The following is a 25598-nucleotide window of genomic DNA, read 5'->3' on the forward strand; positions in this document are numbered from 1 at the left end:
CCCACTGTCGCGGACAGATCCTATGCTGATGAGTACACCGCTGTCCAAGCGTATCCGAAACCTGAGAGGCCACTGTCTGCTGGCCGTGCTGCTAGGCATCGGTGTTTCCGGTTGTTCGCTGGTTCCGGCTTACCAGCGGCCAGCGCTGCCGGTTCCCGCAGATCAGTTGTCGGCTGCGCTACCTGCTCGCGAGACACCTCCCGACATCGTCCTGAGCGCGGAGGAAGAGGCGCTTGCGGCCGAGCTGTCACCCAAGGGTGAGCTTCGGGCTCTGCTGCAATCCGCTTTGGCGTTTAATCGCGATTTTCGTGTGGCGGCGCTGCGCGTGGAAGAGGCCAGGGCGATGCACGGTATCAGCCGCGCCGATCGGTTCCCAACGATTGCCGCAGGCGTCGAGCGTGACCGTCAGCACTTCGATAATGCCGCCGCCGACGAGCGCTACGGGCAGGACATCGCTATTGCATCAGTGGGTGTTTCCGACTTCGAGCTGGATTTCTTCGGCCGCGTGCGCAGCCTGTCGGAGGCGGCGCGCCATGAGTATCTGGCCAGCACCTATGGTCAGCAGGCTGCGCGCAGTGCACTGGTTGCCGAGGTAGCGCGCGCCTGGCTGGCAGAGCGGCTGAGCGCTGCATTGCAGCAGGATGCACAGGCGGTGCATGACGCTCGATCGATGTGGGTGAAAGCCGTCGAAGAGCAGCAGCGTCAAGGCGCTGTCTCGCTGGATGATCTGTTGGTGCAGCGTGTGGATACATTGAGCGCGCAGCAGCAGCTACAGGATGCCGTCAGTGAACATGCGCGTGCATCACAGGCCTTGCTGTTGCTGACCGGCTACTCGACACCCTTGCTGACGCCCCCGACGGACAGGCCTGTGCTGAGCAGCGCGCTGCTCCAGACGCCGGGCTGGCTGGCGAATCTGCCTTCACAGCGTCTGCTGGAGCGGTTCGACATCCGCCAGCGCGAAGAGGCGCTCAAAGCCGGCAACGCCAATATCGGCGCCGCGCGCGCAGCATTCTTTCCATCGATAAAACTCACTACCGGGGTCGGCATTCAGAGCGACAGCCTGCGCACTCTGTTCAGCAGCGGCAGCGGTGCCTGGCTGTTCAGCCCGCAGCTGAACCTGCCCTTGTTCGATGGCGGACGCAACCAGGCCAATCTGGACCTTGCGCAAGTACGCCAGCAGATCGCTGTCGCCGAATATGAACAGTCTGTGCAGAACGCATTCCGTGAAATGTCCGGTGTGCTGAGCCGACGTCAGCAGGCCTTGGGCCATGTCCGCAACGAGATCGAGCGCGTCGCGCTGGTGCAGGAAAAAGTGCGGCGTCTGTCCTTTGAGTTGAATGCCGGCGCCGCTGACCGTACCGCATTGCTGGCGTCCGGCATCCGCATCGCCGAGGCCGACGCAGCCTGTCGCAGGTCGCTCGATGATTTGCAGCAGAACCGGATTGACCTGTTTCGCGCGCTTCGCGGAGCAGAACCCGCCACCCCTTCGAAACCCTGACTGAACCGGAGTATCACCATGAATCACGACCTCGCTCATTCTAACCCGCGAACTGCTCTGCTCAAGCCGCTGCTCAACACGCTGATCGCTTGCGCCACCATGACCCTGATCGGCCAGGCCTATGCTCAGGAGGGTGATTCTGCGGGCAGTCAGTCCATTCTCGGCGACAAGTTCAACGTCAACCTCGGTCTGGGCATGGCTGTATTGCCGCGCTACATGGGCGCCGACGAGTATCGCAGTCAGGTATTGCCGATGCTCACTGTCCAGCGCGGGATCTTTTTCGCTGATACCACGCGTGGCCTGGGGGTTCAGTTTCAATCGGCGTCCGGGTTCGGTGCCAGTGCGGCGCTCAATTACGACTTCGGTCGAACCGAGAAAAACAGCGGGAATCGTCCCGGCTCCAACGAGCTTAGGGGCATGGGAACCGTCGAGGGCGCCACCGTCGGCGATTTCATGGTCTCTCAGCAGCTTGCGCCTTGGCTGTCGGCCAGCGCCGAGGCCGAATTACGAGTGGCTGGCGAAAAACGTGGCAACCGTTACCGGTTGGGCTTCGAAGGCATTGCCTACCACAGCCAGACCGACACGGTGACGCTCGACATCGACGCACATGCCGGCGACAGCCGCTACAACCAGACCTACTTCGGCGTAAGCCCGATGCAAAGCCAGCGCAGCGGTTTTTCAAGGTTTACGGCCGACAGCGGCATTTACGCGTATTCAGCGGCTCTCGCCTGGCAGCATACCTTCGACGCTCACTGGTCAAGCGTCGCCAGCGTCGGAGTGACGCATTACACCGATCAGACCCGTGGCAGCCCACTGGTCGAGACCGATGCCGAAGGCAGTGGCCTGATTGCCCTGAATTACGCTTTCTGAAGAGTGGACGCCTGCCATGCGATTTCATCCTGATGCGTTTTCTGCTGCCTTGCGGCGATGTGCTGCTCACCTGTGCAGTCTGGCCTTGATCGTCCTGATACTCAGTGGATGCAGCGACAAACACCCGACCAGCGTTGCTGCCGTGCGTGCCGTCAAGGTCGACGCGGTGCGCGCTGGCGAGGCGGCCACGATGCGCTTTATCGGCACCGTTCGGCAGCAGGCGCGCGCCAGTCTGGCATTCGAGTCCGCCGGCACCGTGAGCGAAATACGCGTCGATGTCGGCGACGCGGTGCAGAAGGGCCAGCTGCTCGCCAGTCTTGATCGACAGCCTGCAACCTTGCATCTGCAGCAGGCGCAGGCCAGCGCGCGTCTGGCTGCAGCCCAGTCAGTCGAGCGTGAGCAAAACTACCAGCGTCAGAAGAATCTGCTCGCTGCAGGCAGTGTTGCGCAAAGCGTTGTCGAGTCGGCTCTGGCATCCCGCGAGCAAGCCAAGGCCGAGCAGGTTCGGGCCCAGGCTGAATTAGCGCTGGCGCGTCGTGATCTGGAGCGTAGCCAGATGCTTGCGCCTTTTTCCGGGCGAGTGGTTGCGCGCCGTGCCGAACCGTGCAGCGTGCTGCCTGCCGGGCAGGTAGTGCTTGACGTCGAATCCGGCGAGGGGCAGCAGGTGGTCGCGGCTGTTCCGGTTGCGCTTGCCGAGGAGCTCAAACCCGGCGAACTCGCCAGAGCTTCGCGCACGGCAGACAACACGTCAGGCTTCGATCTGGCTCTTGAAGGTATTTCTCCACGGGCCGATGACGGGCTGGTCAGAACGGCGGTATTTCGTGTCTTGCGTCCCGCCCGAACGCTGCCCAGCGGCGTCACGCTGCTGGTGCAGATGCAACTCGAATCAGGCCCGCAGCCGCTGTCTATTCCGATACAAGCGTTATGGATGGGAGCTGGCAGCAACACGGCCGAGGTATTTGTCTATCAACCGGGTGGAACGGTGTCGATCCGCGCAGTCTCCTTGGGACCGGTCAGAGAAGGGCGAGCGGTTATCGCCAGCGGGCTGGTTGCAGGTGAACAAGTGGTGACTGCCGGAGCCGCCTTCCTGCAGGACGGGCAGGCTGTCAGCCTGTTTCAGCCAAGTACGCGTTTGAGCGGAAGTGCGCCATGAACCTTACGTATCGAGCAATGCGCGCAAGCCGCCTGACCCTGTTTGCTGCCGGCCTGATTTTGCTGGCCGGCGTCGCTACTTTCATGGGTTTTCCTTCTCAGGAAGAGCCTTCGGTGACTGTTCGGGATGCCTTGGTCAGCGTCTCTCTGCCTGGTCTTTCCGCTGAACGCACCGAGGAGCTGCTTGCCAGGCCGCTTGAAGAGAAAATTCGTGAACTGGCGGATATCAGGAACGTGGTCACTACGGTCAAGCCGGGCCGGGTGATTGTGCAGGTCACGGCCTATGACAGCGTCAAGGACCTCGGGCTGTTGTGGCAGCGACTGCGGGCCAAGACAGGTGAAGCGAGCGGTGTTTTTCCAGCGGGTACCCAAGGCCCCTTTGTGGATGACGATTTTGGCCGGGTTGCGGTAGCTTCCATTGCGGTGACGGCACCGGGTTTCAGCATGAGCGAAATGCGCAGACCGGTAAAACGGCTGCGCAACCAGCTTTATGAGCTTGATGGTGTCGATCAGGTCGAGCTCTACGGCTTGCAAGAAGAGCGTATCTATCTGGACTTCGATCACCAGACACTGGCGGCTGCCGGGCTTTCGCCTCAGCAGCTAATGCAGCAGTTGCAGGCGCGTAATGTTATTGCGCCGGGAGGCAACCCGGTGATCGGCCAGCAGAGCACGACGCTCTCGGTCAGTGGCGAGATACTTTCGCTTGAGCAGCTTCGCCAGTTTCCCGTGCAGTTGTCCAGCGGTCAGACGGTTGCGCTGCAAAGCCTGGGCAGGGTGTCGGTGGCCGCAGCCGATCCACCGGACACCGAGGCCATTTATCAAGGGCAGGATGCTGTTGTTCTGGCGGTATCGATGCAGCCGGGCCTTAATGTCCAGACGTTCGGCAGCGCGTTGCGCAAGCGGCTCGGAGAGCTCGAACAGCAACTCCCGGCCGGCTTCACCTTGCACATCGTGACGTTCCAGTCCGACGTGGTTAAGCACGAGATGAGCAAGATGTACCACGTCATGGCCGAAACGGTCGTCATCGTGATGTGCGTGGTCATGCTGTTTCTCGGCTGGCGCACCGGCTTGGTGGTCGGGGTGATCGTGCCGTTGACTATTCTGAGTACGCTGCTGGTCATGCGTGCTCTGGGGATTGAGCTGCAAACCGTCTCGATCGCCGCGATCATTCTGGCGTTGGGGTTGCTGGTGGATAATGGCATCGTCATCGCCGAGGACATCGAGCGCCGACTGCATGCCGGAGAGGATCGACGAAGCGCGTGTGAGCAAGCGGGGCGAACGCTGATGATTCCCCTGCTGACCTCGTCACTGGTCATCGTGCTGGCGTTCTCGCCATTCTTTCTGGGCCAGACCAGTACCAATGAATACCTGCGTTCACTGGCAATCGTACTGGCGACCACGCTGGTTAGTTCCTGGTTGCTCAGTGTGACGGTGACGCCCTTGCTGTGCTTTTACTTCGCCCGGTCTCCGGTTGATTCAAAGGAGCCTGCCACCGATGAATATGCATCTGTGTTCTATCGCGGTTATCGAAAAGTCATCGAGGGACTGCTGAGGCACTACCTGATTTTCATTGGCAGCATGGCGGTCTTGCTGGTAATCGCGGTCACAGTGCTGACTCATGTGCCCTACGACTTTCTACCGAAGTCGGACCGCATGCAGTTCCAGATCCCGCTGGTTCTGGAGCCGGGCAGCAGCTCGCGTGCGACGTCACAGGCGGTGCGTGATATCAGCCAGTGGCTGAGTAATGACAAGGACGTCAAAGACAGCATCGGCTATGTGGCCGATGGTGGTCCACGAATCGTTCTGGGGCTCAACCCGCCATTGTCCGCTCCAGACGTTGCCTACTTCACGGTCAGCGTGCGCGACGGTGCCAATGTCGATGAGGTGATTGAACGAACCCGGCATTTTCTTCTCTCGCAGCACCCCGAAATAGAAGCACAGCCCAAACGCTTTTCACTGGGCACCACCGAGGCAGGCGTCGCGATTTATCGAGTGATCGGCCCGGACGAAAAAGTACTGCGCACGATTGCGCGCAGGATCGAACAGGCCTTGTCGGCGTTGCCGGGTACGCTGGACGTACATGATGACTGGCGCAACCGGCTGCTGCGGTATGACGTGGTGGTCGATCAATACAAGGCACTGCATGCCGGAGTTTCGACTCAGGACATTGCGCAGGCCCTGCAACTGAGGAATAACGGCCTGAGCGTGTCTTCAATGCAGGATGGCGAAACCGCCGTGGCTATCGTGGCGCGCGAGCAGGGCACACCGAGCATGCCCGCCAGCGAGCTGGACAGTACGCTGATCTATCCGGCTTCAGGTGCCGCCCCGCTGATGTTGTCCGCTATCGCCACTGTGGAGCCAAAAGCCGAAGCCTCGACCATCCAGCGCCGCAACCTGGAGCGGGCCATCACCGTGGTCGGGCACAACCCGTCGTTGACGGCTACGTCTATCGTCGAACAACTGGCACCGCAAATCGCTGCGCTCAATCTGCCTGCCGGTTATCGCATTGAGCTGGGTGGCGAGATAGAGGACTCGGCCGAAGCCAACCAGGCATTGCTGCAGTACATGCCGCATGCGCTGGTGGCGATGCTGCTGTTGTTTATCTGGCAGTTCAACTCGTTCCGCAAATTGCTGATTGTCATTTCCAGCGTGCCCTTTGTGCTCATCGGCGTAGCGTTGGCGCTGGTGCTTACGGGGTATCCGTTCGGCTTCATGGCCACCTTCGGACTGCTTTCGCTGGCGGGGATCATTGTCAATAACGCGGTGTTGCTACTGGAGCGCATTGAAGCCGAGCGCGAGGGCGGGCTTTCTGTACGTGAGTCGGTAGTCAATGCAGCGGTCAAGCGCTTGCGACCGATTGTGATGACCAAATTGACCTGCATCATCGGCCTGATCCCCTTGATGCTGTTCGCCGGTCCGCTCTGGGAAGGCATGGCGATCACCATCATGGGCGGGCTTGCTCTTGGCACGCTGGTGACGCTGGGCCTGATCCCCATTCTTTACTGGCTGCTGTTCGAAAAGCTCGAGCGCAGGCGCGAACGGACTTTAACGTGCGATACAGGCGCATCGCACTCGTGACGCCTGACAACGCGGTAGGGTATGTTTCTGAAAAACCCGTTCATGCAAACAAGGATAGATAACCATGCGCCCATTTTTTCGCTCGCCACTGGCTGCTCACTTGGCCTTGGCACTGGCCTTGACGACTTCGGCACAGGTGGCGATGGCCGAAACCCACAAGGCGATTCAGGCCGATGCGGAGCAATATCAGGACGAGGCCTTGAAACTGCTCGAACGCCTAGTGAACATCGACTCGGGTTCCGGCTATGTGCCGGGCCTTACCAAGGTCAGTGATATCGCTATCGACGAGCTGAAAAAGCTCGGTGCAACCATCGAGCAGGTGCCGAATACACCTGAGGCCAGTCATCATGTCATCGCTACGCTGAAGGGCACCGGCAAGGCGAAAATCCTGTTGATGGCGCACATGGACACGGTATTCAAAGAAGGTTCGGCGGCAGAACGACCATTCCATATCAAGGATGGTCGTGCCTACGGCCCTGGCGTGATGGACGACAAAGGTGGCATCGTCGCTGCCATCTACGCGCTGAAAGTCTTGCATAACCTGAAATTCACTGACTACGCGCAGATCACCGTGCTGCTCGACGCCAGTGAAGAAACCGGCTCGGTGGTCGCGACCGACCTGATCAAAAAGACTGCCAAAGAGCATGATGTCACGCTGAACCTGGAGCCAGGGCGTCCGGCCGATGGCCTTGTGGTCTGGCGCAAGGGGTCTGCAACGGCGCTGGTCGACGTGAAGGGCAAGGCGTCCCACGCAGGCGTCGCCCCGGAACTGGGGCGCAATGCGGCCACCGAAGTGGCGCATCAGATCCTGCAACTCGGCAAGCTGGGGGACGAGGAGAAGAAAACCACCATCAACTTCACGGTCCTCAAGGCGGGTGATCGCACCAACGTGATTCCGGATCAGGCCAGCGCCAAGGCCGACGTCCGCGCAGCGGTGCCTGAGGAGTTCGACCGGATCGAGCAAGATCTCGCCAGGGTCTCGGCCAACAAGCTGGTGCCTGATACCGAGGTCAAGACCAGCCTGGTGCGTGGCCTGCCACCCATGCCGCAAACGCCGAAGTCCGATGCGCTGGTCGCTATGGCACAAGGCATCTATGGCGAACTGGGCCGCACACTGACGATTGAAGGCAGTGGCGGGGCGGCGGATTCAAGTCTGTCTGCGAGCGTGGGGACGCCGACGCTGGATGGTTTCGGCATTGTCGGTGGCAATATTCACACGCCGGAAGAATACGCCGAGGTGGGCAGCGTGGCGCCAAGGATTTACTTGCTGTCACGGATGATCATGAAATTGTCCGGTCAGCCTTGATGCTTAAGTCCTGAAGCACTGATACGTGGACAAGCACAAATATTATTTGTGCTTGTCCACAAAACATGTTGATTTTATTTTTCGCTCGCAAGCCCCAGGATGAGGACAGATTCAAGCGGATCATTGTGACGAGACAGCAGACTCGACGACCGCCTCCCATAAAAACGTCCCCGGAGTTCTGATGAGCCTATCTCCTTTCCATCTGGCAATTCCCGTTTATGACCTGGCCGCCGCACGCACCTTCTACGGCGAAGTGTTCGGGCTTGCCGAGGGCCGTTCCAGTGCGCAATGGGTCGATTTCGACTTTTACGGCCATCAACTGGTGATACACGAACAACCTAAGACCCCTTCCCAGGAAAGCGTACACAGCAACCCGGTGGACGGGCACGACGTGCCGGTTCCGCATTTCGGCATCATTCTGGAGTGGGTGCAGTGGGAGGCATTGGCCGAGCGCCTGAAGTCGTTCGGCACGCAGTTCGTCATCGAGCCTTACATCCGCTTCAAAGGACAAGTTGGCGAGCAGGCCACCATGTTTCTGTTTGATCCGTGCGGCAATGCACTTGAGTTCAAGGCGTTCAAGGACATGAGCCAGCTATTCGCCAAATAACGTTTGCGTACTGGCAGTGGCCCCGGTCACTGCACTTCCTGACCCTGCGCCGTCAGCAGTCGGGCGAGTTCTTTTACTGGCTCTGCCAGACTTCTGCGCGCCCGATGTACCAGACCTATATCACGATGAAACGTGTGTTGCCCCAGATCGACGGCCCGCACCCCCGCTGGCCATGCCTGAAGGGTAGCTGTCTGCGGGACCAGCGCGACACCCACGCCGTTGGCGACCAGTTTGACGATCGCGTCCAGTTCATCGAGCTCGCACACCTCCCGTAACGCGACGTGCGTCTGACGCAGGAAACGGTCGACTTGGCGGCCGCCAAACGATGATCGGTCATAGCGGATGAAGGGCTGATTCGAGATCAGCGCAGACCAGTCATCACCTCGCACATCGGCCGGGACGATGAGGCAATAGGGTTCGCGTGTCAGGGTGGTCCAGCGCAGGTCGCTGTGCAGCGAGAAGGGTGGACGAATGATCGCTGCCAGATCGATTTCGCCAGCGTCCACCTGGTTGACCAGGTCCATCGACAGCCCAGGAATGATACGGGTTCGACATTGTGGGCATTGCTGATGAAACAGTGCGAGCGCGTCCGGCAAGAACGAGCGTTGCACAGAAGCAATGGCCCCCAGCGTCACCAGCACATCGGGGGCCAGCCCAACGGCGTCACTGCCCAGATTGCCGTATAGCTGCAGCAGCTCTTGAGCCTGTAACAGCACTTGCTGGCCCATACGATTCAACTGCGCCGAACGCCCTGTGCGGTCGAACAACTTGACCCCCAGCTTCGCCTCAAGACGCTGCATCTGCGCACTTACCGCTGCCTGAGTCAGGCCTATCCGGTCTCCGGCAGCGGCGAACGTGCCATCCCGAGCAACGGCGATAAAAGTTTTCAGTTCTTTGATCATTGGCAAATATTAGTTGTGTTCAAGGTGTGAATGCATCGGTTTATTTGATCAATCACGTTAGCGTAATAACGCGGGGTCTTACATGGCAAATTAGCTTTAAAAAAAGTTCAACAAACCAGATAAAGGGTCGATACATTTATTTGACGTCATAGTGATGGCGTTCCAGGATTGCCCAACTTTTTGATGTCAATATGCTATCGCAAGGACGCACTGTGTACGTTGATGCTTTCAAAACAACGCTGCTTCTCTTGTTCTCTATCGTCGCACTTCCTTTGCTCGCGGCTCCTGCGCCCGCTGATAAAAGCGCTGTGTATGGTGCTGGTAGCCAAGGCCGGGATATGCCAAGGCAGCGAGCAGATCTTTTGAGCGTTTATGAGGCTGCGTCCCATAACGATGCTCGATTGTCTGCTGCGCGCCACGCTTACAGGGCAGAGCTTGAAGCCGTCCCGCAGGCGCGCGCAGGGCTATTGCCGAGCCTGACTGCCGGCGCGACAACCGAAGTGACGGGCTTGAAGCGTGACGAGCCTGCCCTGAGCCGCGAGCGAAGCGGTACAACTGTTCGGGCGAATCTCAGTCAGCCGTTGTTCCGTATTGATCGCTGGTTCCAGTTGAAGGCGGCGCAGTCAAGTGTCATCCAGGCCGAGCTCGAACTTGCCGCTCAGGAACAAAACCTGATTCTGACGGCTGCTCAGACCTATTTCGAAATACTCAGGCAACTGGACGCTTTTGCCGCAGCTCAGGCGGAAGAGGCTGCCTTGCTGCGCCAGCGCGATCAGGCGCAGGGGCGGCTTGAGGATGGAGCTTCAAGTATCACTGATGTATACGATGCCCAAGCCGCTTACGACAATGCCCGCGCCGATCGGCAACAGTTTCAGCGCAAAGTGGATGATGCCTATGAAGCGCTGGAGCGCCTGACGCGGCGCACATACAGCGCTATTGCCGGTATGGGGCATCAGTTACCCGTAGAGGCGCCGGTGCCTAACGACGCCCGAGCCTGGGTGGACACTGCTGTTCGACAGAACCTGGAACTTCAGGCCAGCGAATACGCAGTCAGTGCCGCGACGCACACGCTCAGCCAGCGAAAGTCTGGTCACGCGCCCACGATTGATGCAGTAGCGTCGTATCGTAAAGGTGATAACGATAGTTTTGGGTACAGCAATCCCACTGACTTCGGCAGTAATGGTTATCGCGACCGGGTAGCGCAAAGCAGCGTCGGTATTGAACTTAATATTCCCCTGTATTCGGGCGGAATGACCAATTCCCAGATCAAAGAGTCCACCGAGCGTCTTTATCAGAGTCAGGACGAACAGGAGGACCGCCGCCGTGAAGTCGTACTGAATACCCGCAATGCATTTCGCGGTATCAACGCAGGCATAGAGCAGATCATCGCCCGTCGCCAGAGCATCGTTTCCGGGCAGAAGTCGGTGGAGGCCAATCAGGTCGGTGTTGACCTGGGGTCGCGCAATATTGCGGATGTACTCAACGCTCAGCGTCAACTGTACGCAGCCGTGCGTGATTATAACGACGCTCGTTATGACTACATCCTAGACAACCTGAAGCTTAAACAGGCGGCAGGCACCCTGAGTCCTGATGACTTGAAAGCACTGGCGCGCTACTTGAAACAGGACTACGACCCGGCCCGTGATTTTTTGCCGACAGGCAGTTGAAGGTGTTGGCATTGCCTGCCTCAAACATTGAGATTTGGCGATGTTGACGCTGCAAGCATCACACCCACGAAAGTAACTCACACTCTTATTTGAACATCTGATGAGACTGCCGACCTCAAGGCATGTCGGCAGGGACGCGCAATGAATGATTCGGAAATGGGCGCTCGGACGCCTGACAATGCCCCTCGTCTCGACACCGGCCTGGCCTCGCTGGTCATGCTTGCGCGCTTCCATCAGGTAGCGGCTTCGCCAGAGCAACTGGCTCATGAGTTTGGTAGTCCTGATCAATCCCTGTCGCAAGACAGCTTGTTACTGGCAGCCCGCAAACTCGGTTTGAAAGCCAAAGCGGCCATGACCAACACTGAGCGTCTGGACCGTACACCACTCCCCGCCATAGCAGTGGACAACAACGGCGGGTTCTTCATCATTGCGCGCCTCGATCAAGGCAAGGCGTTAATTCACGATCCATTGGCTCAGCGCCCTGAAGTCATTACCTTCGAGGCCTTGCAGGCACGCTGGACCGGACAGCTGTTACTTATTCGCTCGGAGGCCGGCACGCCGGGCGAGTCTTCAAGTTTCGATTTCACCTGGTTCATTCCTGCCATTGTCAAATACCGGAAGTTGCTGGGTGAAGTGATGCTGGTCTCCTTCGTCCTGCAGATTTTCTCGCTGATCACGCCGCTGTTCTTTCAAGTAGTGATGGACAAGGTACTTGTCCATCACGGCCTGACGACTCTTGACGTCATCGCTGTTGGCCTTGCCGGGGTCATGCTGTTTGAGTCGGCCCTGTCCGGCTTGCGCACCTACGTATTTGCGCATACCGCCAGCCGCATCGACGTAGAGCTGGGTTCGAAGCTGTTTCGTCACTTGATCACGTTGCCACTCTCATACTTTCAGGCGCGCCGCGTAGGTGATTCGGTAGCGCGTGTTCGCGAACTGGAAAACATCCGTAACTTCCTGACCGGCAATGCCATCACCCTGTTGCTGGATGTACTGTTCTCGGTGGTGTTCATTGCGGTGATGTTTTACTACAGCGGTTGGCTGACGTTGATCGTATTGCTGTCCCTGCCGCTCTACATTCTGGTGTCGGTGCTTATCACTCCGGTTTTGCGTAAGCGCCTCAACGACAGTTTTGCTCGTGGTGCAGAGAATCAGGCGTTTCTGGTCGAAACTGTCAACGGTATCGACACCCTTAAATCCATGGCGGTAGAACCGCAAGCCATTCGAAAGTGGGACAACCAGCTGGCGGGTTATGTTGCTGCGGGCTTCAAAACCCAGAACCTGTCGACCATCGCCAATGAAAGCGTCTCGCTGATTGGCAAACTGGTGACTGTCGCAACGCTGTGGTTCGGTGCTCGTCTGGTGATTGACGGCCAGCTTTCGGTGGGGCAGTTGATTGCGTTCAACATGCTGGCCGGTCGTGTCGCTCAACCGATCATGCGCCTTGCCCAACTGTGGACCAACTTCCAGCAAACCGGTGTATCGGTCCAGCGTCTGGGCGACATCCTCAATACCCGTAACGAACTTTCGCAAGTCAATCGCAGTGCGTTGCCACCTATCAAAGGGCGTATCGAGTTCGATCAGGTGCATTTTCGCTATCGCCCAGACGGTTCGGAGATCCTGCGAGGTATCAACCTTGTTATTACGCCGGGGCAAGTCATCGGTGTGGTGGGGCGTTCCGGTTCGGGCAAGAGCACATTGACGCGTTTGTTGCAGCGCCTCTATGTGCCGGAGCGTGGTCGGGTGTTGGTCGATGGCATGGACCTGGCCCTGGCAGACGTTTCGTCCTTGCGCCGCCAGATCGGCGTGGTGCTGCAGGACAACATGCTGTTCAACCGCAGCATCCGCGAAAACATCGCCCTGAGTGATGCCGGGGCGCCTTTGGAAGCGGTGATGCAAATGGCCAAACTGGCTGGCGCCCACGACTTCATCCTTGAGCTGCCGGAGGGTTACGACACGATGGTTGGCGAGCACGGCGCATCGTTATCTGGCGGTCAGCGCCAACGCATCGCTATTGCTCGTGCCCTGATGGGCAACCCGCGAATCCTGATCTTCGACGAGGCCACCAGTGCGCTGGACTATGAGTCTGAACGCATTGTTCAGCAGAACATGCAGGCTATCTGCAAAGGGCGCACGGTCATCATCATCGCGCATCGACTGTCCGCCGTTCGCGATGCCAACCGCATCGTCGTCGTGGATCGCGGGCAAATTGTAGAGCAGGGCTCCCACACCGAATTGCTGACCCACCAAGCGGGTCACTACTCGCGTCTCCACCGCTTGCAGCAAGGAGGCAGTCATGTCTAACGCCGAACCCACCGGGCTTTTACAGCGCTATCGCCGTGTCTGGCGGCAATCCTGGCGTCAGCGCCGTGAAATGGAAGCGCCCAAGCGCCTGGCGCATGAAGTGCAGTTCCTGCCCGCTGCGCTGGAGTTGCAGGACAAGCCGAGCCACCCCGCGCCGCGTATTTTTATGTGGGCGATCATGCTATTTGCCGCCTTGGCGCTGCTGTGGGCTTGTCTGGGCAAGATTGATGTAGTCGCCACCGCCAGCGGAAAAATCATTCCCAGCGGCAAGACCAAAACCATTCAGTCCAGTGAAACGGCGGTGGTCAAGGCGATTCATGTGCGTGACGGGCAATCGGTCAAGGCGGGTCAGTTGCTTTTGGAACTGGACTCCACATCAGCCGATGCCGATGTGGGACGTGTTCGCAGTGACCTGTTGGCTGCACGCGTTGACAGTGCGCGGGCGGCAGCCATGCTCGACGCAATCAACCAGCGCAAACCGCCTCGGGATCTGGCCGGCTCTATTGTCGATGCTGACCCGATGCATGTGATGGCAGCTGAGCGCTGGTTGCAGGGCCAGTATCAGGAATACCGCAGCAGCCTGGACCTGGTCGATGCCGAGATTCAGCAACGCCAGGCCGATATCCAGGCGGCACGCATCCAGGTAATGAGCCTGCAGAAGACCTTGCCTATCGCCACCAAGCTGGCCAGTGACTACGAAAACCTGCTGAAAAAGCAGTACATCGCCCGCCACGCGTACCTTGAAAAGGAACAGGCGCGCCTGGACCTTGAACGCCAACTGAGCGTGCAGCAAGCCAGCGTCCTGCAATCCACTGCCGCCCGACAGGAAGCAGAACGTCGTCGCGAAGGCGTAGTCGCCCAGACCCGCCGCGCCATGCTCGACTTGCTGCAACAGGCCGACCAGAAAATCGCATCTTTCAATCAGGACTTGACCAAGGCCCGTTATCAGGAAGACCTCACCACTCTCGAGGCGCCGGTAGACGGCACTGTCCAGCAACTGGCCGTGCATACCGTCGGCGGCGTCGTCACCCCCGCACAACCGCTGATGGTCCTCGTCCCTGATGGCCAGCCGGTGGAAGTGGAAGCCATGCTGGAGAACAAGGACATCGGTTTCGTCCGTGCTGGCCAGCCCGTTACCGTCAAGGTCGAGACGTTCACTTTCACCAAGTACGGCACGATAGAAGGCGAAGTTATCAGCGTCTCCAATGACGCCATCGAAGATGAAAAGCGTGGGTTGATCTACAGCAGCAAGATTCGCCTTAACAGCGACACGCTGAACGTAAATGGCGTGGACATCAAGTTGTCGCCGGGTATGGCAGTGACGGCGGAAGTGAAGACGAACAAGCGTCGGGTAATTGAGTATTTCCTGAGTCCGTTGCAGCAGCATGCACAGGAGAGTTTCAGGGAAAGGTAGTACGTGAAAAAAACGGATCAATAACAGCAACTCAAGGCGGTGACTCTCTTATGGGCGATACAACGGCAACTCTTATCAACGGGCAGAGTGGCGACGATTGGCTTTATGGTACGTCGGGCAATGACATCCTGGATGGCGGTGCGGGAAATGACAGCTTGTCCGGTCAGTTCGGCAATGACACTTACCTGTTCTACCGAGGTATGGGGCAAGATACAGTTACTGATTTCGACTGGACCGTCGGCAATGTCGATACCATCAAGGTCGCTGCCGATATTGCACCCGCCGATGTGACGGTTAGTCGTGATGGCAACTATTTGTATCTCTCGATAAAGGGCACGACGGACAAAATGTCAGTCACGCTCTTCAATAACATCAACTATCAGGTGGAGCGTGTCGAGTTCGCTGACGGGACGGTATGGGGTGTCGATACCTTGAAAACCATGACTCGCGGCGTCGCCAGCGATGCCGCTGATACGTTGTATGGCGATGTCGGGGCCGATGTGCTCGATGGCTTCAATGGCAACGACAAGCTGTACGGTGAGGAAGGCGACGACTTGCTGAGCGGAGGGGGTGGTAACGATTGGTTGTATGGAGGAGCAGGCAACGACACCTTGAATGGCGGTGCAGGCGACGATTCCCTAAGCGGTGATGTGGGCGATGACATCCTGGACGGCGGTGCCGGTAATGACTATTTGTCGGGATATACAGGCAACGACACTTATCTTTTCTACAGAGGGATGGGGCAAGACACGATCACTGAGTACGATACCACTGCAGGCAACGTCGATATCATTAAGGTGGCTGCCGATATCGCTCCTGATGATGTCGCCGTGAAGCAAGAGCGCTCGGATCTTTATCTGTCCATCAAGGGCACGACAGACTGGATGAAGATTTACAGCTATACCGACCCTGGCGCGCAGATTGAACGGGTCGAATTTGCTGACGGGACCGTCTGGTCTCCAACCGATCTCAAACGTCTTTCGCAGGTCGTTGCCAGTGAAGTGGCGGACACGCTCTATGGGGACGAAACCAGTGAGCAGCTCGATGGTCTGGGCGGTAACGACCAGATTTATGGCCTTGCCGGCAACGATGTGCTCTTGGGCGGCGCGGGCGATGACATGCTTGATGGCGGAATGGGGCGCGATACACTGGATGGCGGCGCTGGCAACGACTCGCTTTATGGCGGCACCGACAATTATACTTATCTGTTTCAGCGTGGCGGCGGTCAGGATGTGATCTTTGATAGCGACTGGACCGCCGGCAATATCGACACGATCAAACTGGCGTCAGGTATTGCTTCAACCGATATCAAGGCCTCGCGAACAGGAGACAACCTCGAACTGGCAATTATCGGAACATCGGACAAAATAACGGTTCGCGACTGGTTTTATTCTGCCGATTCGCAGGTCGAACAAGTTCAGTTTGCGGATGGCACTCTCTGGGATGTTGCGACCCTGAAAGCCATGGTCAAAGGCGTTGCAAGTGAAGGCAACGACGTTCTGCAAGGGGATGAGTCCGTTGCCGATATCCTGAACGGATTGGGTGGGGACGATAAACTTTACGGTTTGTCGGGTAATGACACGCTCAATGGCGGTGCCGGCAAAGACACGCTTTACGGTGGTGCAGGTGCGGACACCCTTGATGGTGGCGCCGGCAATGACAGCCTTTATGGTGACGCTGGCAACGACACTTATCTTTTCTATCGTGGCGCCGGACAAGACTGGATCAGCGATTACGACAGTACTGCAGGCAATCTGGATGTCATCAAGATCGCAGAAAACCTTACGCCTGCCGACATCCAGCTAAGCCGCAGTACATACGATCTGTATGTAGGCATCGCAGGGGCAACCGACAAGCTTACGGTGTCTGGATGGTTTTCCAATAGCTCGACCCAGGTCGAGCAGATTCAGTTCTCTGATGGAACAACCTGGGGAGCTGATGCGATCACAACGATGAGTAGTGGTATGGCCAGTCAGGGCGACGATGTCCTTTACGGTAAAGATGCGCTGGCTGATTCGTTGGCGGGTCTGGATGGCAACGACGAACTTCACGGGTTGGGCGGCAACGACATTCTGTCGGGGGGCTCTGGTAACGATCAGCTTTATGGCGATGCAGGCAACGACACTCTGACAGGTGGTGCCGGCAATGATCGACTGAGCGGCGGTCGGGGTAATGATCTCTACCAATTTGAGCGAGGCGACGGTCAAGACGTTATCGACGATTTCGATCCTGATGCCAACACTGATGTACTGCAATTCGGCGCAGATATTGCGGCAGATCAATTGTGGTTCAGCAAGAACGGTTGGGATCTGGACGTCGGTGTCATTGGCACTGCTGATAAAGTGACGGTATCGAACTGGTCTTTCTGGAGCTCGGACAGTTGGAAAGATTCTCAGAAGATTGAGCAATTCCGTACCGCCGACGGCAAAGTCCTGATGGGAAGCCAGGTTGATCAGCTGGTCGAAGCCATGGCCGCGTTCGCGCCTCCTGCTGCCGGGGAACTTAAGTTGTCCGACAGCTATCAGGCATCGTTGGACGTGGTTATTGCCAGTAACTGGCAATAACCGTTATCCAGGCTGTCGAGCTATCTTAGCTGTGACAGCCTGGAGTTTTCCTGCAGCTGCGTATCCTTGGCTCACATAAAACGTCGGGTGTCGGAGTTTCTAATATTTGATCGTACTTATGCTATTCACCCGCCTGCAGAAACTGCAAAAGCATTTGTCTGCCGGGTCATCATGGCCTGCATCGCATTGTCTGCCTGGGCCTCGAAGACATGACAATTTGCCCTTTATAAAACGCAGCTGGGCATCAGGTACAAGCACTTCTTCTAACTATATGTGACAGGAAAACCGCCATGTACACATTATTCGGCACTGAAAACTCCGGCTCGGCAGCCATCGAAATGGCGCTTGAGCAGTGTGCTGTTCCCTATGAGCTTGTGAATGCGTGTTCATGGGAGGAGGGGGCGGGCAAAGAGGCATTGAGGAAGGTCAATCCATTGTTGCAAGTGCCAACGCTGGTGCTGCCCGATGGCAGTGTGTTGACGGAAAGCGTTGCGATTCTGATTTACCTTGGTCTGGAGTTCCCAGGCTCCGGTCTTTTGCCAAAAGACTCAGGGCTGCGGGCCCAGGCGCTGCGTGCGCTGGTCTACATAGCCAGCAATTGCTATGCCGCCATAGGGCTTATCGACTACCCGCTACGCTGGTTGCCGGATGCGGATGACGTTCTGCAGGCACGATTTGAATCCGGTGCGCGGGCGCGCCTGGACGAGGGCTGGGCGACTTTCGCTGCGTCCTTCAGGCTGGCAGCAAGGTGCACCAGGCGCAGTTGAGATGCTGACTGCTGTAGTAACCAGATGGGGCGAGGCCCGCGAGCATTTGCAGGCATTTCGGCCTGATTTTTACGCGTTGTTGATGCAGGTAGATGCCCATCCGGCGGTAAAGACTGTTGCGCAGCGTCACTGGCGTGAAGACACCTGAAACACCTGCTGCGGACTCGGCGTGCTTTTAAGCCTAACCATGACTCTCCGAGTTGATCTGGCCCAGTATCCTCAGGTAGAGGTGCATGGTGGTGCCACTGCCGGGTGCGGTTTCGACGAGTACGCCGCCGCCTGCGTTCACCGCGAACTCCTGAACCTGCGCCAGGCCCAGCCCGGTGCCAAGGCCGGAGGTCTTGGTGGTGAAAAAGGGTTCGAATATCTGATCCTTGAGATGGTCGACCATGCCGGCGCCGTTATCACTTACGCTGAGCACCACATAGTCACCCGCCTGCAGGCGCGGCTCATCCTTGACGGATTCAAAACGCGTCGCGATATGCGCCTTGCCTGGCCCCGACATGGCGTCCCGGGCATTGGCCAGCAGGTTCAGTACGGCTGCGTGAAGCTGGGCTTCGACACACAAAACGCCCCAGCCACGGGCTGAGAAGTCGAACGTCAGTTCGAGTTGGTCTCCTACCGAACGCCATAAAAGGTCACGGGCGGCCTCAAGCCGCTCACTGACATCGATGCAGATCAGTTCGTGACCGTCCTGGCGGACGCTGTTCAGCAGGCGAGTTACCAGTTGACGGCCATGCTCCACCGCTTGCAGCCCGCTGTTGCTGAACGTCTCGACATCTCGTGGACGTCGCGAGCGCATGTTGATGAGTTGCAGGCTGGCGCTTAGCGCCTGAAGCAGGTTGTTGAAGTCATGGGCGATGCTGGCGGTGAGCATGCCCAGCGAAGACACCCGCTGTGAGTGACGCAAATTACGTTCCAGTGCCAGGCTTTGGCTCTGGGCGTTCTCGAGGCTCAAGGTCAGCTCTGCAGCATGGCGATCGCGTTGTTCGTTGAGCAGGCGATTTTCCAGCAGTGCTCCTGTCTGTCGCGCCAGTGCCTGCAGCGCAAGGCGCTGTTGTTCGGTCAGGACGCGCGGCCAGATATCGATCACGCAGACTGTACCCAGTGCGTGGCCGTCTTCAGTGCGAATCGGCGCGCCTGCATAAAACTTTATGTAGGGCGGCCCCAGAACCAGTGGGCTTTCTCTGAAGCGGGGGTCTGTGGTGGCGTCTTCCACCACCATCACGTCGTCAGGCTGCAGGATTGCGTGAGCACAGAAGGCCAGATCGCGATGGGTTTCCCGGACATCCAGACCAATACAGGCCTTGAACCACTGACGCTCACGATCAATCAGCGACACCAGCGCTATGGGCGCATCGCACAAGGTGGTGGCGAGCAGCACTATGTCGTCGAAGTCCCGTTCCGGGAGGCTGTCCAGGACGTTGAGATGCTCGAGCGACAGGACTCGATCTTCCTCGTTAGCTGGGAGAGGTGCAGGGCTATGGGCCATGAGGACGATCGCACTAATGACGAAATGAGACCCTATGATGCCTATGATTGACAGGCGGCAGCAAGGCTCATTATCAGCGACCGGAGCGCGGCCCGTGCTTCCGGCGTGCGTCCATAGGGTATGCCCCTGAAGAGCATGGCGCAGGCGGCTTTGCGGGGGAGTGGGCATGCAGTCGGGGGCCTGCTGAGCGAGCAGTGAACTACGTACGGTGTTCCTCGGTTGCACGGTAACTCTGTGAACATCAGGCTGTGTGTTTAAATGCATGTAAGAAGGGGCGCTTAAAAAGTTTATTAAAGTATGGTCGTAATAAGAATTGAAGTATGACTGTCATAAAAAGCCTCGGCGCCCTCGTCATTATTCTGTTGTTGTGTACGAATGCTAAAGTTGTAACTTATTGTGTCCAGATTACGCCTGTTGTGTAATAAACTTGCCGTGGGTTTGTGCTGTTCTGCACAAGCTCTGACCCACTAATGTCTACTCGCTTCAGGAGCAATGCCGATGCCTGGCCCAAATGATTCAAGCCCTGCCGACCTGTTGACTGCGGGGTCCGACGATGACCGAATCACGAGCTTGCTGTGGGGGCCATACTGGCTGAAAGGGCCCAACGGCAATAACCTGACCTACAGCTTTCATACCGCAGATTCCGTGTACTCCACTGACTACAGTCGCTCGCAGGAACCCAGCGACGCCTACTCGCTGACCACCGCTCAAATGGACGCGGCCAGAAGCGCGCTGGGCGCATGGAGTGCAGTGGCGGACATCAAGTTCACTGAGGTTCAGGACACCCCTGACAACGTCGGCGATATCCGTTTCGGTGGTTTCAAGGGCCTGAAGGGCACCGAGCTAGGCCAGGCTTACGCGCCGGGCACGCTGGGCAGGTCGGGCGACGTCTGGATCGGTCCCGACGTGGATGCGGCAGTGCCTGGAAAAGGTACGCCCGATTACCTGACGTTTATGCATGAAACGGGGCATGCACTCGGTTTGAAGCATTCGTTCGAAGAAACTCAGTACAACGATGTATTGCTTGACGCGAAGTTTGAAGACGCCCGCTACACCATCATGAGCTACACCAATAAATACAGCTTCAAGCCCACCACGCCCATGCTGCTGGACGTTGCAGCCATGCAGTTCATCTATGGTGCCAACACCCACTATCACACCGAGAACGACGTCTATAAGTGGGCCCCCGATCAGTCGGTGTTCGAGACCATCTGGGACGCGGGTGGTAAAGACACTATCGATGCCAGCAATCAGGCGGCATTTGTGAAGATCAACCTTAACGAGGGGGAGTTCAGCACCATCGGCAAGGCGTTTCTTGATTACAACCACACCCCGGACAACCCGACCCAGATGAATTCGGGGCTGGCGATTGCCTATGGCACGCATATCGAAAATGCAATCGGCTCCGCATTCGATGACACGTTGATCGGCAACGAGCTGGCGAACGTGCTGGATGGTCGTGGCGGTCTGGACACCATGATCGGCGGCCTCGGCAACGACACCTACGTGGTCGATCAGGTTGGTGAGCTGGCGTTGGTACAGGAAAAAGCCAATGAAGGCATAGATACGCTGAAAATCACTTACAACAATACCTCCGACAAGGCAGCTGTGATCGACCTCAACACCGGGACGCTGGCGAACTTCGAGAATGTTCACCTGAAAGGCGAGGGTGATTTCACGGTACTGGGCAATGATCGCAACAATACCCTGACCGGTAATGACGCCAACAACATCCTCGTTGGCGGCGGTGGTAATGACAAGCTCATTGGCGGTCAGGGGGCTGACATTCTCACCGGAGGTAGCGGCGCTGACCATTTCGTATTCAATGACCTGTCTGAAACAGGCAAAGGCCTGAACAGCGACGTGATCACGGACTTCAACAGTCAGCAGGGCGACAAACTGAGCTTTCTCAAGATGGACGCGAATATCGATACCAAGGCTCTGGATGCGTTCACCTTCATCGGCAGCGGAGAGTTTACCGCAGCTGGCCAGTTACGCTTTGTCGATCATGTGTTGTCCGGCAACGTCAATGCCGACCTGCATGCCGATTTTGACATCCAGCTGGTCGGCGTGACGAGTTTTCATGCTCAGGATCTGGCGGTCTGATTGCTGCCATGAAGCGCTGTTGCAATGAACTGTTTAACCAGTAGGAAGTGCCAAGGAATGGCACTGTTTCATTCAATCGTTTTTTTGTCTGAGCCCGGCGTTCGCTGGATTCGTTTGACCTTTCCAGCCTATGCAAACACGCACCGTGAAAGTGCGAGGTATTGTTTTGCCTGCGTTTTCAGCACCGCTACGGTGCTGTTACAAAATTTAAAGCCACAAAATCAAAATAACCAACAAATCCCACTTGACGCGTCGACACACGCTCCCTGTAATGCGCTGACCGAGGTTCATGCCAGGCGTTACGCAGACGTATTACAGACATACTTACGCTGAGGTATCCCAATTGATTGAGGCAAAGCCATCTTCCGTACCGACTGTAATTGAGGCCGCCGCGCTCGTCCGCAAAGGATGCATGACGTCTATACGCATGACCGAGTTATGCCTTTCGGCCATTGAAACCCACAATCCCACACTGAACGCCTTTGGCGACGTTTACGCAGAGGCTGCGCTCGAGCAGGCCTGGATCCTCACTGGCGAGATGCAGCGCGGCAAAATACGCGGCCCGTTGCACGGCATACCTTTTGGCATCAAGGACCTCTTCTCGACTGCCGGGCTACGCACCACGCGTGGTTCGTTGACCGCGCTGGATGCGGTGCCGACTCAGGACGCTCCGATCATCCGGCGTCTCAAGAACGCGGGTGCAATTATTCTGGGCAAAACCGCGACCACCGAGTTCGGCTGGACCGGAGCCAGCACATCAAAAGTGTTTGGCAACGGTCGCAACCCGTGGGACCCGACGCTGACCAGTGGTGGCTCCAGTTCGGGGTCTGCAATTGCGGTGGCGGCGCGAATGGTTCCGGCCACACTGGGGTCTGATGGCGGGGGGTCGGTGCGTATACCGGGGGCCTTCTGTGGCGCGTTTGCCCTGAAGGGAACCCTGGGGCGCATTCCGACCTGGCCCTGGTCGGCGACCGAGATGCTCAGCCATGCCGGGCCGATTACCCGAACCGTGCGTGACAGCGCGCTGCTGTTCGACATTCTGTCAGGGCCTGATCCGCTGGATCATCAGGCATTGCCTGCCCCTGACGAGTCCTTTCTGGCTCGCTGCGATCAGCCATTGCCCCCGTTGCGAATCGGATTTTGTCCGACCCTGTTCGATACGCCGGTCGATCCGCAAGTCGCGGCTGTTGTGGACGCTGCGGTTGCCAATATCGCCAGGTCCCTGCCAGTGACGGTCAGTACCTTCGATCCGGGCTGGCAGGACCCGCTGGCGACTTTTGAAACACTCTGGGTCGGGGGGCGCGGCATCGCTTACGGCAAGGCGCTGTCGCAGCAGATGGATCAGCTCGATCCTGGCTTTGCCGAGCTGATCAGACGCTCGGCGCACTACAGCCTGAGTGATTACCTGCAGGCGCTTCAACAGCGCGCAGCCTTTGCCAACCAGGTACACGCGACTTTTGAAGATTACGATCTGCTGATCATGCCCACACTGCCGATTCTGCCGTTTGCCGCAGACGAGGTGGCACCAGCCGGGTATCCCGGTCAGGACAGCGCAGTGCCCTGGGCACGCTGGACGCCGTTTACCTACCCTTTCAACATCGCCGGCAACCCGGCAGCCAGCCTGCCTTGCGGGCTGAGCAGTACCGGGCTGCCTGTTGGCCTGCAGGTCGTCGGGCCACGTTTCGCCGATGCCCTGGTGCTTCAGTTCTGCGCTGCCGTGGAGGCCATTGCGCCTTGGGACCAGCGCCTTCCGCCGATGCTGGGGGCGTGAAGATGAGGTTCGTCCGTGCGCAAGTGCAGCCAACCTGCCGTTACCCCGGAGATATCATTTTGCAACGGAATGTCACCCCCATGCTCAACCAGCCGCGTCTGGACGAAATCATGCGCCTGCTCGCGCAACAACAGCGGGTCAAGTCTACCGACCTGGCGCAGATGCTGTTCGTCTCCGAAGAGACTATCCGCCGTGATTTCAAACACCTTGAAGAGGAGGGCAGGTTGAGAAGAATCCACGGTGGCGCCATTCTGCCCAGATCCAGTGAAGAACTGCCTCTGCAGGAGCGCAGCCGCCTCAAGCCCAGGGCCAAGGCGGGCATTGCCACGCGGGCCGTCCAACTGGTCTGCGAGGGCATGGCGATCTTTCTCGACACGGGCACTTCGACCCTGGCGTTGGCCCAGCAACTGACCCGCTTCAGCCAGCTGAAGATCATCACCAACTCGCTGGACATCGCTCAGATGATCTCGCACCAGAGCGACAATCAAGTGCTGGTGGCGCCTGGCGATGTGCGGCGTACCGATAATGCGTTGATCGGACCGCATACTCTGGAGTTTGTCCGCCAGTTTCATTACGACATCGCGTTCATGGGCATTGGCGGTATTGATCTGGACCTCGGGCTGATGGATTACCAGGAGCCCGAAGCCATGCTGCGCAGGACGTTGGTCAGGCATTGCACGCGCAGCGTAGTGCTGGCCGATGACGGCAAGTTCGGCCACCGCACGTTCATCAATACCTTGCCGTTTGCGGCAGTCACGACCCTGGTCACCAATCGGCCGTTATCCGACGAGTTCGCGACACGCCTGGAGAAAGATCATGTCGATACCCTCTATGCCTGAGCTGATCGAGCCAGGCGCAGCTGATCTGGCGGCGTTCGAAGCACTGTTTCGGCAAAGCTCGGCCATTGGCGCAACACCGGCTGGCGGCCTGCATCGGCTGGCAGCCTCGGCTGAAGACGGTCAGGCTCGCGACCTGTTTCGTGACTGGCTCGAAGGGCACGGTTTTGAAGTGCGTGTCGATGCTATTGGTAACATGTTCGGTCTGATGACTTTCAACCCGGACGCGCCATACCTGCTGTGCGGTTCACATCTGGACAGCCAGCCAAGTGCAGGGCGTTTTGACGGTGTTTACGGCGTGCTTGCAGGTGCCGTCGCCGTGGCCACTCTGGCGCGGCAGATGCGCGAGCGCGGTGAAATTCCGGCCTGTAATCTGGCCGTCGTCAACTGGACCAACGAAGAGGGCGCCCGCTTTCAGCCGAGTCTGATCGGCAGCGGTGTATTCACAGGTGCACTGGCGCTGAACGACGCGTGGGAAAGTCGCGATGGCGACGGCATTCGTCTCAAGGACGCACTGCAAGCCATCGGCTACCTCGGCAATGACACGTTCGACCTGACCATTTCCGGTTACGTCGAGGTTCACGTCGAACAGGGTTGCGGCCTGGAAAACAGCCAGACGGCCATCGGCGTGGTGCGCGAAACCTGGGCAGCGTTGAAGCGCCGGGTGCGCTTCGATGGCGAACAGAATCATACCGGCCCCACGCCCATGGCCGCTCGTCGTGATGCATTGCTGGCTGCCGCTCACACCATCACTGCGGTGCGTGAAGAGGCCGGTCTGCATGGCTTGCACATGCACACATCGGTCGGGCGTATCGAGGTCTACCCCAACTCACCGAATGTGGTGCCCTCCAGAGTATCGCTGCTGATCGAATACCGCTCCCGCGATGTCGAGTTGCTGAGCATGGCGGCCGAGCGACTGGACGCAAGCCTGCACGCCATAGCCGAAAAGACCATGACCGGCTTTGAAGTCGAAAGCAGCGTGCTGCGAGTGCCTGCCAGGCTGAATGACGGGCTTGCCGCGCTGGCACACTCGGTCGGCGTCGAGCTGGGCTTGTCGACCACCGACAGCATGACCGTTGCCGGCCACGATGCGATCAGCCTGAACCGCAGCTTCCCTGTGTGCCTGCTGTTCATTCCCAGTAGCAATGGTGTGTCCCATAACGAGGCCGAATACACCAGCGATCAGGACATGCGCAATGGTTTGCGCATGCTGACCGGGTTGCTGCATCGCGCTTGTACCTTACCCGTTTCGTCTTGTTGAGGG

General features: G+C 58.1%; 16 protein-coding genes and 1 pseudogene. 15 read left to right on the forward strand and 2 right to left on the reverse strand.

What is annotated here, in order from left to right; translation table 11 throughout:
* The first annotated feature begins 22 nt into the window (after positions 1-22).
* The 6 genes from I9H09_RS11305 (at position 23) to I9H09_RS11330 (ending at position 8511) form a co-directional block, all read left to right on the forward strand.
* Positions 23-1498 (forward strand): efflux transporter outer membrane subunit, encoded by a 1476-nt coding sequence (locus I9H09_RS11305; protein ID WP_122347614.1) that lies wholly within the window; start codon positions 23-25, stop codon positions 1496-1498.
* Positions 1499-1516: 18 nt separating this feature from the next.
* The gene (locus tag I9H09_RS11310) at positions 1517-2368 is read left to right on the forward strand and encodes a MipA/OmpV family protein (RefSeq protein WP_005893987.1); all 852 of its coding nucleotides are present in this window, start codon (positions 1517-1519) and stop codon (positions 2366-2368) included.
* Between the two features lie 85 nt (positions 2369-2453).
* On the forward strand, positions 2454-3521 hold the full coding sequence (locus I9H09_RS11315; RefSeq protein ID WP_054997355.1) for an efflux RND transporter periplasmic adaptor subunit: 1068 nt from the start codon (positions 2454-2456) through the stop codon (positions 3519-3521).
* Entirely contained in the window at positions 3518-6598 is a 3081-nt protein-coding gene (locus tag I9H09_RS11320) for an efflux RND transporter permease subunit (protein ID WP_054997305.1), read from the forward strand. Before I9H09_RS11315 ends, I9H09_RS11320 begins: the two co-directional genes overlap by 4 nt.
* A gap of 64 nt (positions 6599-6662) precedes the next feature.
* On the forward strand, positions 6663-7904 hold the full coding sequence (locus I9H09_RS11325) for a M20/M25/M40 family metallo-hydrolase (RefSeq protein WP_054997306.1): 1242 nt from the start codon (positions 6663-6665) through the stop codon (positions 7902-7904).
* 181 nt (positions 7905-8085) lie between these two features.
* Positions 8086-8511, forward strand: a complete 426-nt coding sequence (locus I9H09_RS11330) for a VOC family protein (protein WP_024669404.1) — start codon at positions 8086-8088, stop codon at positions 8509-8511.
* Positions 8512-8537: 26 nt separating this feature from the next.
* Here the strand turns inward: I9H09_RS11330 and I9H09_RS11335 are convergent, their stop codons facing one another.
* Positions 8538-9413, reverse strand: a complete 876-nt coding sequence (locus I9H09_RS11335; protein ID WP_236502198.1) for a LysR family transcriptional regulator — start codon at positions 9411-9413, stop codon at positions 8538-8540.
* Positions 9414-9604: 191 nt separating this feature from the next.
* Between I9H09_RS11335 and I9H09_RS11340 the strand changes: the two genes are divergently transcribed.
* From I9H09_RS11340 to I9H09_RS11360, 5 genes and pseudogenes are all read left to right on the forward strand, one after another.
* Positions 9605-11080, forward strand: coding sequence for a TolC family outer membrane protein (locus tag I9H09_RS11340; RefSeq protein ID WP_122347612.1), 1476 nt, complete (start codon positions 9605-9607; stop codon positions 11078-11080).
* A 141-nt stretch (positions 11081-11221) separates the two neighbouring features.
* Positions 11222-13384, forward strand: coding sequence for a type I secretion system permease/ATPase (locus tag I9H09_RS11345; protein ID WP_236502199.1), 2163 nt, complete (start codon positions 11222-11224; stop codon positions 13382-13384).
* Positions 13377-14798, forward strand: a complete 1422-nt coding sequence (locus tag I9H09_RS11350; RefSeq protein WP_053480234.1) for an HlyD family type I secretion periplasmic adaptor subunit — start codon at positions 13377-13379, stop codon at positions 14796-14798. The genes I9H09_RS11345 and I9H09_RS11350 overlap by 8 nt, the downstream gene beginning before the upstream one ends.
* A 50-nt stretch (positions 14799-14848) precedes the next feature.
* Positions 14849-17362 carry a calcium-binding protein gene (locus tag I9H09_RS11355; protein ID WP_122347611.1) on the forward strand — a complete coding sequence of 838 codons (2514 nt, stop codon included), beginning with the start codon at positions 14849-14851 and terminating at the stop codon, positions 17360-17362.
* 290 nt (positions 17363-17652) lie between these two features.
* Positions 17653-18277: pseudogene (locus I9H09_RS11360) on the forward strand (glutathione S-transferase family protein).
* Between the two features lie 33 nt (positions 18278-18310).
* Here I9H09_RS11360 and I9H09_RS11365 read toward each other — a convergent pair.
* Positions 18311-19621 carry a sensor histidine kinase gene (locus I9H09_RS11365; RefSeq protein WP_122313010.1) on the reverse strand — a complete coding sequence of 437 codons (1311 nt, stop codon included), beginning with the start codon at positions 19619-19621 and terminating at the stop codon, positions 18311-18313.
* Positions 19622-20119: 498 nt separating this feature from the next.
* On the opposite strand from I9H09_RS11365, the gene I9H09_RS11370 reads away from it, so the two are divergent.
* The 4 genes from I9H09_RS11370 (at position 20120) to I9H09_RS11385 (ending at position 25595) form a co-directional block, all read left to right on the forward strand.
* The gene (locus tag I9H09_RS11370; RefSeq protein ID WP_005894016.1) at positions 20120-21727 is read left to right on the forward strand and encodes a M10 family metallopeptidase; all 1608 of its coding nucleotides are present in this window, start codon (positions 20120-20122) and stop codon (positions 21725-21727) included.
* Positions 21728-22154: 427 nt separating this feature from the next.
* Entirely contained in the window at positions 22155-23498 is a 1344-nt protein-coding gene (locus I9H09_RS11375; protein WP_235661397.1) for an amidase, read from the forward strand.
* Positions 23499-23578: 80 nt separating this feature from the next.
* A complete protein-coding gene (locus I9H09_RS11380) occupies positions 23579-24337 on the forward strand; it encodes a DeoR/GlpR family DNA-binding transcription regulator (protein ID WP_122324383.1) in 759 nt (252 codons plus the stop codon).
* The gene (locus I9H09_RS11385; protein WP_122347610.1) at positions 24315-25595 is read left to right on the forward strand and encodes a M20 family metallo-hydrolase; all 1281 of its coding nucleotides are present in this window, start codon (positions 24315-24317) and stop codon (positions 25593-25595) included. Before I9H09_RS11380 ends, I9H09_RS11385 begins: the two co-directional genes overlap by 23 nt.
* Positions 25596-25598 lie beyond the last annotated feature (3 nt).

Source organism: Pseudomonas tremae (genome assembly GCF_023278125.1).
GTDB lineage: Bacteria > Pseudomonadota > Gammaproteobacteria > Pseudomonadales > Pseudomonadaceae > Aquipseudomonas > Aquipseudomonas tremae.

Coding starts and splice junctions, on each gene's coding strand:
- I9H09_RS11335 (WP_236502198.1), bottom strand. CDS start 9,413: ATGATCAAAGAACTGAAAACTTTTATCGCCGTTGCTCGGGATGGCACG.
- I9H09_RS11325 (WP_054997306.1), top strand. CDS start 6,663: ATGCGCCCATTTTTTCGCTCGCCACTGGCTGCTCACTTGGCCTTGGCA.
- I9H09_RS11385 (WP_122347610.1), top strand. CDS start 24,315: ATGTCGATACCCTCTATGCCTGAGCTGATCGAGCCAGGCGCAGCTGAT.
- I9H09_RS11380 (WP_122324383.1), top strand. CDS start 23,579: ATGCTCAACCAGCCGCGTCTGGACGAAATCATGCGCCTGCTCGCGCAA.
- I9H09_RS11305 (WP_122347614.1), top strand. CDS start 23: ATGCTGATGAGTACACCGCTGTCCAAGCGTATCCGAAACCTGAGAGGC.
- I9H09_RS11320 (WP_054997305.1), top strand. CDS start 3,518: ATGAACCTTACGTATCGAGCAATGCGCGCAAGCCGCCTGACCCTGTTT.
- I9H09_RS11340 (WP_122347612.1), top strand. CDS start 9,605: ATGCTATCGCAAGGACGCACTGTGTACGTTGATGCTTTCAAAACAACG.
- I9H09_RS11375 (WP_235661397.1), top strand. CDS start 22,155: ATGACCGAGTTATGCCTTTCGGCCATTGAAACCCACAATCCCACACTG.
- I9H09_RS11370 (WP_005894016.1), top strand. CDS start 20,120: ATGCCTGGCCCAAATGATTCAAGCCCTGCCGACCTGTTGACTGCGGGG.
- I9H09_RS11345 (WP_236502199.1), top strand. CDS start 11,222: ATGAATGATTCGGAAATGGGCGCTCGGACGCCTGACAATGCCCCTCGT.
- I9H09_RS11355 (WP_122347611.1), top strand. CDS start 14,849: ATGGGCGATACAACGGCAACTCTTATCAACGGGCAGAGTGGCGACGAT.
- I9H09_RS11350 (WP_053480234.1), top strand. CDS start 13,377: ATGTCTAACGCCGAACCCACCGGGCTTTTACAGCGCTATCGCCGTGTC.
- I9H09_RS11365 (WP_122313010.1), bottom strand. CDS start 19,621: ATGGCCCATAGCCCTGCACCTCTCCCAGCTAACGAGGAAGATCGAGTC.
- I9H09_RS11330 (WP_024669404.1), top strand. CDS start 8,086: ATGAGCCTATCTCCTTTCCATCTGGCAATTCCCGTTTATGACCTGGCC.
- I9H09_RS11310 (WP_005893987.1), top strand. CDS start 1,517: ATGAATCACGACCTCGCTCATTCTAACCCGCGAACTGCTCTGCTCAAG.